General features: G+C 60.1%; 11 protein-coding genes. 5 read left to right on the top strand and 6 right to left on the bottom strand.

The genetic code is table 11. The annotated features are described in order from the left end of the window. Position 1: 1 nt before the first annotated feature. The 4 genes from PSH78_RS21345 to yaaA form a co-directional block, all read right to left on the bottom strand. Positions 2-1,171 carry an alginate biosynthesis protein Alg44 gene (locus PSH78_RS21345; protein ID WP_305496605.1) on the bottom strand — a complete coding sequence of 390 codons (1,170 nt, stop codon included), beginning with the start codon at positions 1,169-1,171 and terminating at the stop codon, positions 2-4. 35 nt (positions 1,172-1,206) lie between these two features. Next, on the bottom strand, positions 1,207-2,688 hold the full coding sequence (gene alg8 / locus PSH78_RS21340; protein ID WP_370870998.1) for a mannuronan synthase: 1,482 nt from the start codon (positions 2,686-2,688) through the stop codon (positions 1,207-1,209). A gap of 100 nt (positions 2,689-2,788) precedes the next feature. Continuing rightward, positions 2,789-4,105: a nucleotide sugar dehydrogenase gene (locus PSH78_RS21335; protein WP_305496603.1), complete on the bottom strand. Its 1,317-nt coding sequence runs from the start codon at positions 4,103-4,105 to the stop codon at positions 2,789-2,791. An 810-nt stretch (positions 4,106-4,915) separates the two neighbouring features. Further along, positions 4,916-5,695: a peroxide stress protein YaaA gene (gene yaaA / locus PSH78_RS21330; RefSeq protein ID WP_305496601.1), complete on the bottom strand. Its 780-nt coding sequence runs from the start codon at positions 5,693-5,695 to the stop codon at positions 4,916-4,918. A gap of 310 nt (positions 5,696-6,005) precedes the next feature. Here yaaA and PSH78_RS21325 point away from each other — a divergent pair, with 310 nt between their 5' ends. The 5 genes from PSH78_RS21325 to moaE all read left to right on the top strand — a co-directional run bounded on the left by PSH78_RS21325 (position 6,006) and on the right by moaE (position 10,285). Further along, the gene (locus PSH78_RS21325) at positions 6,006-7,130 is read left to right on the top strand and encodes a polysaccharide deacetylase family protein (protein WP_305496600.1); all 1,125 of its coding nucleotides are present in this window, start codon (positions 6,006-6,008) and stop codon (positions 7,128-7,130) included. 339 nt (positions 7,131-7,469) lie between these two features. Then, positions 7,470-8,864, top strand: coding sequence for a PhoH family protein (locus PSH78_RS21320; RefSeq protein ID WP_305496599.1), 1,395 nt, complete (start codon positions 7,470-7,472; stop codon positions 8,862-8,864). Positions 8,865-9,116: 252 nt separating this feature from the next. Beyond that, positions 9,117-9,590, top strand: a complete 474-nt coding sequence (gene moaC / locus PSH78_RS21315; RefSeq protein ID WP_305496598.1) for a cyclic pyranopterin monophosphate synthase MoaC — start codon at positions 9,117-9,119, stop codon at positions 9,588-9,590. After that, positions 9,587-9,829: a MoaD/ThiS family protein gene (locus PSH78_RS21310; RefSeq protein WP_305496595.1), complete on the top strand. Its 243-nt coding sequence runs from the start codon at positions 9,587-9,589 to the stop codon at positions 9,827-9,829. The genes moaC and PSH78_RS21310 overlap by 4 nt, the downstream gene beginning before the upstream one ends. 3 nt (positions 9,830-9,832) lie before the next feature. Beyond that, positions 9,833-10,285 carry a molybdopterin synthase catalytic subunit MoaE gene (moaE, locus tag PSH78_RS21305; protein ID WP_305496593.1) on the top strand — a complete coding sequence of 151 codons (453 nt, stop codon included), beginning with the start codon at positions 9,833-9,835 and terminating at the stop codon, positions 10,283-10,285. An 81-nt stretch (positions 10,286-10,366) separates the two neighbouring features. Here the strand turns inward: moaE and rhlB are convergent, their stop codons facing one another. Both rhlB and PSH78_RS21295 read right to left on the bottom strand, forming a co-directional pair. Then, a complete protein-coding gene (gene rhlB / locus PSH78_RS21300; RefSeq protein WP_305496591.1) occupies positions 10,367-11,842 on the bottom strand; it encodes an ATP-dependent RNA helicase RhlB in 1,476 nt (491 codons plus the stop codon). Between the two features lie 98 nt (positions 11,843-11,940). Continuing rightward, a complete protein-coding gene (locus PSH78_RS21295) occupies positions 11,941-12,597 on the bottom strand; it encodes an alpha/beta hydrolase (protein WP_305496589.1) in 657 nt (218 codons plus the stop codon). Between the last annotated feature and the right edge of the window lie 150 nt (positions 12,598-12,747).

Below are 12,747 nucleotides of genomic sequence, written 5' to 3'. Positions count from 1 at the left end.
CTTAAAGACCGACGGCCATGGCTTTGTCGATCAGCCAGTTCAAGTTCGGGCCACGGTCGCTGACGACTTCCACCGGACGGCCGGCCAGCGCGCTGTCCAGGGCTTCGTCAGGCTGGATCAGCACACGGATATCGGAAGACAGGTCGGCGCTTTTCAGGCTGGTGCTGCTGACGATCTTGCCGGTGCGGGTGGCGTCTTCGCCGGCTACCTGGAAGCTGACCGGGGTGCCTGGACGCACATCGCCGAACTGGCGATAGGAGAAACGCGCCTCGACGTTGGCTTCGGCGCCGCGAGGAACCAGTTGGAAGATCACGTCACCCTTGCTGGCGTACTGGCCGTTGGAAACCAGTTGCTGGGCCACGATGCAATCGCATGGCGAGGTCAGGGTGCCGGTCATTTGCTTGCCGAACAGTTCCTCGACCTTGGCTGGCTGCAGCTGGTTGTCGTCCAGGTGACCCTTGAGCACGTCGAGCATGCTGGTGCTGAAGGTCGCCAGCGGGGCGCCTTTGGCGGCCAGGCCGTCGGCCTTGACTAGGCTTTGCACGGTGCCGTCGCGCGGCATGGTGATGGCCATGCCCGGTACGTTGACGATGCCGGCCTGGGCGTGGCTGACGAAGTACATGCCATACACCGACTTGAAGATGAAGCCGAATGCCGCCAGGCCGACAATGAAGATGCCCAGGCTGAAGGTCACGGCGCGCAGGCGACCGAAGGCGCTCATGCCACCGTTTTCATCTTTCTGCTTGCGAGCCTTGGTGAAATTGTCGCGCTGCAAAGTCGCCAGCACATCACCGACGCCGACGATGTCGCCGGCCAGGTGCGAGGTGATGATGTGGCGCAGTGTCGAGATGTCCCGCGGCTCCAGGTTCTGGAACTGGCAACCGGCGCGGCCGGTCTGGCGGTCGTAGGAACGGATCTGCAATTCGACGTCCATGGCCAGGCCGAGGTTGTCGATCACGAACTGCAGGCGCGCCTTGTAGGTCTCGCCAACCTTGAGCGGCAGTTGGCCGGCGTTGAAGCACAACCCACCGGCGGACAGGTCGAGGACCTTGACTTCCATCGGCGTACGGTCGGGACCGAAGAAGCGCAACTTGGCCGGGATTTTGACCCGGGCGTGTTGGCGTTGGGCTTCGGATTCATGCACTACGTTGACATTCACGGCGGTGTTCATAGGGGCGATTTCCTAGTTAATTCATTCAAGTCCGGTCAGACCATCGTCAGCAGCACGGCGACAAAGATGCTGCCGGCGGAGAAGGTCATGGTCCGAGACGACCAAGTGTTGAACCAACGTTGAAAGCTGGCGAGATCACGGGTCAGGTGGGTGGGCTGGCGAGTCCAGGATTGTTGATCGAGGCGGAAGAACACATAGATCTTCACCAGCGCGCCGACGATCTGGTTGTAATAGAGAATCGCCGGGTAGGCCGGGCCGATCCGGTGTCCGGAGCACGACAGCAGCAGGGTCAGGAGCAACCGCGTGATGCCGATCCACAGCAGGTACACCAGGATGAACGCGGTGCCGTACTTGACGCTGGCGATGATCGCCACGGTCAGGCCCAGCAGCGAGGTCCACATCGACACGCGCTGATCGAACAGCACCACCGAGGTGAACAGGCCCAGACGTTTCATGCCCAGGCCCAATGCCCGGGAGTTCTGCCGCAGGTTGTTCCCGTACCAGCGGAACATCAGTTTGCGGCTCGCCTTGATGAAGCTTTTTTCCGGCGGGTGCTCAACCGTGTTGATGGCGGCGTCCGGCACGTAGAACGTGTCGTAGCCCAGGCGCATCAGGCTGAACCAGCTCGACTTGTCATCGCCGGTGAGGAATTTAAAGCGGCCCAGGCGCCAGTGTTGCAGCGAGTCGCTTTCGACGTCGGCGATGAAGTCCGGGTTGGTCACCACGGTGGCGCGGAACACCGACATGCGCCCGGTCATGGTCAACACGCGCTTGGACAGGGCCATGGAGCACATGTTGATGTGACGCTGGGCGAAACGCAGCTTGTGCCACTCGCTCATGATGTAGCCGCCGCGCACTTCGCAGAACTCGTTGGTGGTCAGGCCGCCGACGTTGCCGAACAGCTGGAACCACGGCACGGTCTTGCGCACGACGCCTTCGGCCAGGACGGTATCGCCGTCGATCACGGCCACCACGGCACGGTCGTCCGGCAGGTGGCGGGAGATGGCACGGAAACCGAAGGCCAGGCCGTCACGCTTGCCGGTACCGGGAATGCGCACGAAGTCCAGCTTGACGTGCTCTGGCGGGTTCATGCGGGCCCAGAGGCTCTTGACCAGCAGCTCGTCGGACATTTCCACGATGGAGCAGACCACGGTGGTCGGCAGCCCGCAGTCGATGGCTTCGCGGATGACCGAGCTGTAGACCTGGGCGGTGGTCAGCGCATCGATGCGAAAGCTGGTGACCATCAGGTAGACGTGGGACGGATCCGCCGCCTTGCCCAGCTTGCGCACTTTACGGCGCAGGTGTGGGTAGACGATGTACAGGAAGATCATGCCGCGCACGAAATGCGTCGCGCCCATGGAATAACGCCAGATGCCCACGGCGCCGATCAGGAAGATGAAATCCTTCGATTCGGAGTCGAACGTGGACGTGGGCAGCGCCGTGGCGATGCCCATCAATAAACTCAAGTAAAACAGCCAACCGGCGGCCTGAAGCAGGCCGTGCTTTAGCCTGTGCATAATCTGCATCCGTCTCTATCTCGGGCGGGCCTTGTGGGCGGCCCGATGGGTTAAGGCAGGCGAAAGGCCGGCCGGGGCAAGCCCCGGCCGGCTAACAGACTTACCAGCAGATGCCTTCGGTCCGGCCACTCGGGGAGGTGGCCTTGGACATGAAGCCAACCAGGTCGATGACCTGCTTGCCTTCCGGTACGTTCTCGGTCAGCGCGCGGAACTTCTCGTCGCGGTTACCGAGAATGATGATGTCGGAGTTGTCGATCACCGCGTCGAAGTCGGAATTGAGCAAGGACGAGACGTGAGGAATCTTCGACTCGATGTAATCCTTGTTCGCACCGTGGACGCGTGCGTATTCGACGTTGCTGTCGTAGATCTTCAGGTCGAAACCCTTGCCGATCAGCATTTCCGCCAGTTCCACCAGTGGGCTTTCACGCAGGTCGTCGGTGCCGGCCTTGAAGCTCAGGCCCAGCAGGGCGACTTTGCGCTTGTCGTGGCTGGAGACGATGTCGAAGGCGTTCTGCACCTGGGATTCGTTGCTGCGCATCAGCGAGTTGAGCAGCGGCGCTTCCACGTCCAGCGAGCCTGCACGGTAGGTCAGGGCGCGCACGTCTTTTGGCAGGCACGAGCCGCCGAAAGCGAAGCCTGGGCGCATGTAGTACTGTGACAGGTTCAGGACCTTGTCCTGGCAGACTACGTCCATCACTTCACGACCATCGACGCCGACGGCCTTGGCGATGTTGCCGATCTCGTTGGCGAAGGTCACCTTGGTGGCGTGCCAGACGTTGCAGGTGTACTTGATCATCTCGGCGACCGCGATGTCCTTGCGGATGACCGGTGCGTCGAGTTCTTCGTACAGCGATTGCAGGACGTCGCCCGACGCTTTGTCGAACTCGCCGATGACGGTCATTGGCGGCTGGTCGTAGTCCTTGATCGCGGTGCTTTCACGCAGGAACTCAGGGTTGACCGCGACGCCGAAATCGACGCCGGCTTTCTTGCCGGAGCAGTCTTCGAGGATCGGGATGACCACATTGGCCACGGTGCCCGGCAGTACGGTACTGCGAACCACGATGGTGTGACGGGTGGTCTTGTCACGCAGGACAAAACCGATCTCGCGGCACACGGCTTCGATGTAGTTCAGTTCCAGGTCGCCGTTCTTTTTGCTCGGTGTACCGACGCAAATCATCGACAGGTCAGTATCACGAATAGCTTCGGCGAAGTTGGTAGTACCGCGCAGGCGACCTGTTTGGATGCCTTGTGCCAATAGCTCGCCCAGGCCCGGTTCAACGATCGGTGATTTACCGGCGTTGATCATGTCGATCTTGTCTTTGGCGACATCTACGCCAACTACATCATGGCCCCGTGCAGACAGGCAACCGGCACATACTGCACCGACGTAACCCAAACCAAATATGCTAATGCGCATCGCATTTACCTCTGTTTTCACGCCATCAAATGGCCGGAGTTAATAAGTGTTCAGCGGTCATCGCGCACTCGGAAGTGTGGAATGCAGGCGCCACAGTGCCGTGTGCAGGCATACTAAGTTCCGAGTGTCTAAATAAATGCACTCAAGTTGTGCGCAAAGCGGCCTACTTGTTATGACCTGCCCTGTTATGCAGCCAGTCCTCGTTGGCGGGACGTTCGTGCAACGGTCGTTCACTTTCCGATTTCTGGCAAAAAGCCCACAAAATCAGAAGCTTGTGTGCTCGGGTGAGCACGTTATAGGGGCGCAGCCTTGGCCTTGTAGGGGATACAAATGGTGCTTTATCTCCCGTCCTTTTAAGGGTGGATCCAATTAGACGACCGTTTCGCTAAGTTGTCGTGACAACTCGGTTACTTCGGACGACGTGCCACGTAAGTTATCTCGTACACGCTCGGCGAGAATCGTTACGGGTGGTATGAGCCGTGCAATTTCACATAGTTCCGATCCGCTCATCGCCATTTTCGAAATTTTTCGAAATATCTGCCTAGATGGCACTGCTCTCAAATTGATAGCACGCGCGCTTTTGCCCTTTAGTTTCGGGGAGTTGGCGGGGGTAGATAGTTTTGTGCCACTACTGATGAAAAATTTCCGTGCCACTACGGAAAAATCTGACATTTGTCGAGTGAAAGAAAAGTTAGAGCAGGGGGTGTTTGTTTTGTTGACGCCAAGAAAGTGTCAAGTGCGGTGGGGAAGTGGGATGACATATAGCGCGATGATCGAGGCCCCTTATCGGGGCCCGAAACAGGTGTTGCATTATTGCGGGGCGTGGTCGCGCAAAAAGACCAACTTGTTCGGGGAAGATTGTTCGGCGTTGTAACGATAGCCCTGTACATCGAAGTGTTTGAGTTGCACGGGATCGTTGATGCGCTGCTCGATGACAAACCGGCTCATCAAGCCCCGGGCTTTCTTGGCGTAGAAACTGATGATCTTGTATTGGCCGTTCTTCAGATCCTTGAACTCGGCATCGATGACGCGGGCTTTCAGTGCACTGCGCTTGACCGCCGAAAAGTACTCATTGGAAGCCAGGTTCAACAGTACGTCGTCGCCCTGATCGGCCAAGGCTTCGTTCAGCCATTCGCTGATGCGGGTGCCCCAGAATGCATAAAGGTCCTTGCCCCGGGCATTGGCCAGCTTCGTGCCCATCTCCAGGCGATAAGGTTGCATCAAGTCCAGCGGACGCAGCAGACCGTAGAGGCCGGAGAGCATGCGCAGGTGCTGTTGGGCGTAGTCGAAATCGGCTTCACCGAGGCTTTGTGCGTCAAGGCCGGTGTACACATCGCCCTTGAACGCCAGCAACGCCTGTTTGGCATTGGCCGGGGTAAACGCCGGGTTCCAGCTGCCGAATCGCGCGGCATTGAGGCCGCCGATCTTGTCGGAGACGTGCATCAACTCGCTGATCTGGGCTGGCGAGAATTCGCGCAATTGTTCAATCAGCTCTTGGGAGTGATCCAGGTACTGCGGCTGGGTAAAACGCTCGGTGGCCGGCGGTGTTTCGTAATCGAGGGTCTTGGCGGGGGAAATCACCATCAGCATGCAAACGTCTCCTTTAAGGGTGCGGCGATTCTAGGGGGTTGTCCGGGTGGACTCCAGCTATTGAGGTGATAGGGGATGGGTGGCGATGCGAACCGTCGGACTTTTCGTCGCGTGTACATTGTGGCGAGGGGATTTATCCCCGCTGGACTGCGCAGCAGTCCCAAAAGATGCACCAGGCTGCAGGTTTCTCAGGGCTGCTTCGCACCCCAACGGGGATAAATCCCCTCGCCACAAAAGCTTCGTGCGCCATGGGGGGACTGCTTCTGGATCAGCTATCATCCCGCGCGGGTTTCGTTATGGAGCATCCCTTTTGCGTATCGTCCTTTTACTGTCGGCCTGGTTGTTGAGCCTCGGCGCTTTCGCTGCGCCCAACGACGTCGCTACCCTGGACCGCAGCACCTGGCCTGAACAGCTCACCAGCCCGACGCTGTTCGATGTGGCTTCGCGGGCCGAGGTCCTGATGTTCGCCCGGGTATTGCTGGATGCCGATGCCATGGACGAAATAGCCCTCAAGCAATACCTGGGGCTGCGCTCGGTCAATATGGTCGCGGTGAACGCTTTGCGCACACGGCTGTGGCAGCGTCTGCTTTCGAGCTACAACTTCGCCCAGCGCAGTTGCACGCTGGATGCTTCCTTCTGCTACCTGGTCGAGGACATGGCGACCCTGCGCGAGGAGGCGGGCCGGTTCAAGCTCGATGACAACTCCTACTACATCAAGTGGGCCGAGCCGAGCCGGATCTTTCATACGCAGTACCGCGACGAGCTGCTGCGCAAGGCTGCGCTGTTTCCCCAGGTCAGCAGCGAAGTCGAGCGTTTCGGCGATTACGAGCGCAACGGTGAGCAGATGAATGACCGACTGTTCTTGCTGACCTTCGACAGCGCTGCCAACGTCGCGCCGGACCACACGCCATGGCTGACCGAGTACCTGCGCAAGTCGAACATGAACGGCACTTTTTTTGTGCTGGGCAAGGACATTCAGGCGCGCCTGACAGACGGCTCGGCAAATGATCTCCAGACTCTGTTTGCTGGGCAATGCGTCGGGGTGCAGGGCTGGGAGTTCCGCTCCCACAGCCATTGGCAGGACTGGCAGGACTCGGTACGGCGCAGCGTTGACCTGGTCAAGGGCAGGCTCCCGGAGAATTACGTGCCCCTGTTCCGTCCGCCACAGGGCCAGCGTCGAGGCGATGCCCAGGCATTCTTCAGGAACCAGGGCCTGCAAGTGGCGCTATGGGATATCGATCCCCAGGACAGCACCAACCGCCTCAAGCCCGAGCAGAGTGCCCAGCGCGCGCTGACGCTGATGCTGTTGTGGCGCCACGGGGTCATCAATTTCAACGCCAAGCAGGACGCGGTGAAAACGGCGCTGCCCTGGCTCGTTACGCAAACGGCGCAAAGCGGGATCGGCTGGGAAGAGTGTCAGGACGCGTTTCGCTGAGAAAAGGCAAAAGTCCCGTAAACATTGGGCGGGGCGGGAATCGGGTCGCGCATTCAGGGCGACCGGACTTCCGACTTTAACGGCGCCGGGGCAGTACGCCAAGGGTTATTCGTCACTCTGAAAAATAAACTTCAAAAAAGCGTCAAAGTGCTTTTTCCTGTCATCGTTTTTGGAGTATCAAGAAGTCAGACCGCCGAAACCTGCAACACAGGTGGCGTCTTCCAAGACCCAGATTGTGTGCAGTTCACCCGAAATCCTCGCGGGTGAATTCGGTGGCTACCTCGAGGCGCAGCACTGTCACGGTATTGCGTCGAATGGCCCCCACAAAGGTGACCGAGTATGGATGACCACGGACGTAGCCCTTCCTCCAACCAGCCAATCCTGTATGTACTCGATACCAACGTATTGATCCACGATCCAAACGCGCTGCTGAATTTCGAAGAACACCACGTCGCCATCCCGATGACCGTGCTCGAGGAGCTGGACAAGCTCAAGAGCGGCCATCACAGCGTGGCGGCTGAATGCCGGCAGGCGATCCGCCTGATCGACAAGACCCTGGGCGACGCCTCTCCAGAAGACGTTGAACTGGGGGTGCCGATCCAGCGCGGCAAGAGCGGCCCCAAGGGCCTGCTCTCGATCCTGATGAGCAAGCGCACCGAACCCAACCTGGTGCTGCCTGAACACCTGAACGACAACATCATCATCAACCAGCTGATCGACCTGCACGCGCGCAACAAGGAACAAGCCGTGGTGCTGGTGACCAAAGACATCAACATGCGCCTCAAGGCCCGCGCCTGCGGGATCGCGGCGGAAGACTACAGCACTGACCAACTGGTCGACGACGTATCGCTGTTGCCCAACGGCTACCACACCATGACCGGCTCCTTCTGGGATCGCGTGAGCAAGGTCGAGACCCGTCAGGACCATGGGCGCACCTGGCACCAGGTGCAACTGATCGACAACCTGCCGGCGGTGCACATCAACGAATTCATTATCGATGAACAAGGATTCGTCGGCTGGATCAAGGAGATCCAGGTCGACAAGCTGCTGATCCTCGACCTGCACCAGGAACCCCTGCTGCATCAGGAGGCGTGGGGCCTCAAGCCTCGCGACATCTACCAGAGCCTGGCGCTGTTCGCCTTGCTCGACCCGGACATCCACCTGGTCAACCTGTCCGGCGCCGCCGGTTCCGGCAAGACCATCCTGGCCCTGGCCGCCGCCATCGAACAGACCATGGTCAGCAAGCGCTACCGGCGCATCATCGCCACTCGCAGCGTGCAGGGCCTGGATCAGGAAATCGGCTTCCTGCCCGGCACCGAAGCGGAAAAAATGGAGCCGTGGCTGGGCGCGATTACCGACAACCTCGAAGCCTTGCACATGGATGACGAGAGCACCCATGGCAGCGTCGACTACATCCTCAGCAAAGTGCCGTTGCAGTTCAAATCCCTCAACTACATCCGAGGCCGCAGCTTCCAGCAGAGCCTGATCCTGATCGACGAATGCCAGAACCTGACCCCGCACCAGATGAAAACCATCATCACCCGTGCCGGCGCCGGTTCCAAAGTGGTGTGCCTGGGTAACCTGGCGCAGATCGACACCCCTTACCTGTCCGCGACCAGCTCCGGGCTGACCTACCTGACCGAACGCTTCAAGGACTTCCCCAACGGCGTCCACATCACCCTGCAGGGCGTACCGCGCTCGATCCTGGCCGAATACGCCGAATCTCATCTGTAAGCCCATCCGAACCGGGCGACCACAAGGTCGCCCGGTTCTTGTAAGCACCCCATAACCCTGTGGGAGCGAGCTTGCTCGCGATGGCGGCGTGTCAGACACATGTTTTTATCTGGCACACCGTCATCGCGAGCAAGCTCGCTCCCACAGGGGACTCGCAGTGATAGATCCAATAGGGAAATCGGTACGACAATCAACCCTGCCGGAATTTGACTCACAGGTTTACAATCGACGCTCCTGATCAGGAGTTACCCTGTGCTGACCCATCTCGATTCCCAAGGTCGCGCCAACATGGTCGACGTGACCGACAAGGCCGTGACGTTCCGCGAAGCCACCGCCGAAGCCTTTGTGCGCATGCTGCCCGATACCCTGCAAATGATCGTCAGCGGCGGCCATCCCAAGGGCGATGTGTTCGCCGTCGCGCGCATTGCCGGTATCCAGGCGGCAAAAAAAACCAGTGACCTGATCCCGCTCTGCCATCCGCTCATGCTCACCAGCGTCAAGGTCGAACTGACCGCCGAAGGCGAGGACCGGGTGCGCATCGTGGCCCGCTGCAAGCTGTCGGGACAGACCGGTGTCGAGATGGAGGCGCTCACCGCCGCCACCGTCGCCGCGCTCACCCTCTACGACATGTGCAAGGCCGTGGACCGGGGCATGGCCATCGAGGGCGTGCGTGTGCTGGAAAAACTCGGCGGCAAGAGCGGCCACTTCCAGGCGGATGCGCCATGAACATCACCGTGAAGTTCTTTGCCCGTTATCGCGAAGCGCTCGGCGTGGATTCGCTGAAAGTGGAGGGCGTTTTCGCCACGGTTGACGATGTACGCGCATTGCTCGCTCAGCGTGACGGAGCCGAGGTGCTGCGAGAGCAGAACCTGATGTGCGCCCGCAACGAGGACCTGTGCCAGCTCGATGAACCGCTGGCGGACGGCGACGAAGTGGCCTTCTTTCCCACCGTGACCGGAGGCTGAGCCATGGCGATTCGGGTGCAGGCCGAGCCGTTCGACCCGGGGGCCGAGGTCAATGCGATGCAGGCGGCAAATGTCGGCGTCGGCGCCGTGGTGAGTTTTGTCGGCTACGTGCGCGACTTCAATGACGGCCTCGATGTGTCCGGGATGTTCCTCGAGCATTATCCGGGCATGACCGAAAAAGCCCTGGGCAAGATCGCCACCGAAGCCGAGCAGCGCTGGCCGCTGCTCAAGCTTGAGGTATTGCACCGCATCGGCGCCCTGGAGCCGGGTGAGCCAATCGTTTTTGTCGGCGCCGCCAGCGCCCATCGCCAGGCGGCGTTCGACGCCTGCGCTTTTGTCATGGACTACCTGAAGACTCGCGCACCGTTCTGGAAAAAGGAAAATACCGCCGACGGCCCGCGTTGGGTCGAGGGGCGGGACAGTGATCATGCGGCGGCGGATCGCTGGAAGCGCTAGGCAACCCATAGAACTGCCAGGTATCCAAGACAAAAAAAAGCGCAGCCTGGTTGGGCTGCGCTTTCGGTACTGTGAAGACGGTTAAGGTCGCTTGCGCTCGACCGGCCGCAACAGATGAGTCGGCGGCATCTCGCAACTGATCTTGCGGCCCAGCAGTGCCTCGATCGAGGGTAACTGGTAGGAATCATCCTCGCCGGCGAAGCTGATCGAAACCCCGGCGGCCCCGGCACGACCGGTGCGGCCGATACGGTGCACGTAGTCGTCCGGCATTTCCGGCAGGGTGAAGTTGATCACGTGGCTGATGCCGTCGATGTGAATGCCGCGACCGGCCACGTCGGTGGCGACCAGCACGCGGATCTTGCCTTCACGGAAACCTTCGAGTGTCTTGATGCGCTTGTGCTGCGGCACGTCGCCCGACAGTTGCGCGGCGTTGACGCCATCGCGCACCAGGCGTTCTTCGATGCGGCGCACTTCGTCCTTGCGGTTGGCGAAGACCATCACCCGCTCCCAACCGTTGTCGTTGACCAGGTTATAGAGCAGTTTGTACTTGTCGGCACCGGCGACGGCGTAGATGTGCTGTTCGACATTTTCGCTGGCGACGTTTTCGGCTTCGATCTCGACGATTGCAGGATCGGTGGTCCATTGCTTGGCCAGGTTCATCACGTCTTCGGTGAAGGTGGCGGAGAACAGCAATGTCTGGCGTTCGTTTTTCGGCGGGGTCTGGCGAATGATCTGGCGGACCTGAGGGATGAAGCCCATGTCGAGCATGCGGTCGGCCTCGTCGAGCACCATCACTTCGACCATGTCCAGGTGCACGTCGCCGCGCTGGTTGAAGTCCAGCAGGCGGCCCGGCGTCGCCACGAGGATGTCGCAGTGGCGGGCCTCGAGGTGCTTGAGCTGCTTGTCGAAATCCATGCCGCCGACGAACGTCATCACGTTCAGGCCGGTGTACTTGGTCAGGTCAGCGGCGTCCTTGGCGATCTGCACCACCAGCTCACGGGTCGGCGCGATGATCAGCGCCCGCGGCTCGCCCATGTAGCGTTCCTTGGGGGGCGGGGTCTGGAGCAACTGGGTGATGATCGAAATCAGGAACGCGGCGGTCTTGCCGGTGCCAGTCTGGGCGCGACCGATAGCGTCCTTGCCGGCGAGGGTATAGCCCAGCACTTGCGCCTGGATCGGCGTGCAGTACGGGAAGCCTAGGTCCTGGATGGCATGCATCAGCTCCGGGGCGAGCTTGAAATCGTGGAAGCGGGTCTTGCCTTCCTGGGGTTCTACGACGAAGTCTTCGAGCTTCCAGGCAACGACCGGCGGTTTGGGCGCGCGCTCGCGACGTGGCTTGGGGGCTTCGCTGCGTGGTTTTTCCGGCTCGGATGCCACCACAGGTTGCGCAACGGATTCGGTCGACGGCGATAGTTTTGCGTCCGCAACGGGGGCGGTCCGACGTGGTTGGTGCGCATCGGTGCGGCTCGCACCGTGGACGGGGGCGCTGGCTTCAGGCGCGAGTTGCTCGGCCTCGCTTTTACCGAACATCTTCTTGAGTGCTTTGAGCACGGTCATCTCATCGGTTGGTTAAGGAATGTACGCCGGCCAGTGTAATGCAAGAAACGGGCGCGGCGTAGTGTGATCATCAAAGCGCTGGCGTGGCTATCTGCCTCTTAGCGCAAGCGTTCCGCCAGCCAGGTACCGATGTCGCGAATCTCCTCGGGTAACACTTCGTGGCCCATTGGGTATTCTTGCCATGTCACGGTGACACCATGCTGCTTCAGATACTCTTTCGCAGTCCGGCCCATCGGGTTGAGTACCACTTCGTCGTACTGTCCGTGCAGCGCCAGTACCGGAACGCGTTGCTGGCTGGCCGACAACTGCAGTTCTTCGCCAAAAGTTGGCGCATAAGTGGACAGCGCAATCACGCCACCCAGCGGCCCCTGCCATTTAACGAACGCCGTGTGATACACCACCGCTCCGCCTTGGGAAAACCCTGCCAGGAAAATCCGCGAGGCGTCTATTCCGCTGGCTCGCTGGGTTTCCATCAGGTCGATGACCCGTTGCGCCGAGGCTTCCAGTTGTAGCTCGTCGATTGCCCGCGCCGGGCTCAAGGCACGAATGTCATACCAGCTGGGCATGGCATAGCCACCATTGATGGTCACCGGTTGCGTCGGTGCTTGGGGCAATACGAAGCGCGTGGTCAGCAGGCTTTGCTGCAGCATTTCGGCGACCGGCATGAAGTCGTAGCGATCGGCGCCCAGGCCGTGGAGCCAGATAACGCATGCATCGGCAGTGCCGGAGGGCTCGAGAATCAAGGGGTCGGTCATGATGTGCTCCAAAAATGTGCGGGTGCGCTCAATCAGTGCCTGATTGCAGTGCGCGCCTGGTGCCTCAGTTAATTAGATGTCGCAATGCTACAAGTTTTTGTCTTGACGTCGCCAGTAACGGACAAGCGCAGCGGTGTGGTACGGGCTTTG

Source organism: Pseudomonas sp. FP198, from assembly GCF_030687895.1.
GTDB lineage: Bacteria > Pseudomonadota > Gammaproteobacteria > Pseudomonadales > Pseudomonadaceae > Aquipseudomonas.
This window is presented reverse-complemented; position numbering and strand designations above follow the sequence as displayed.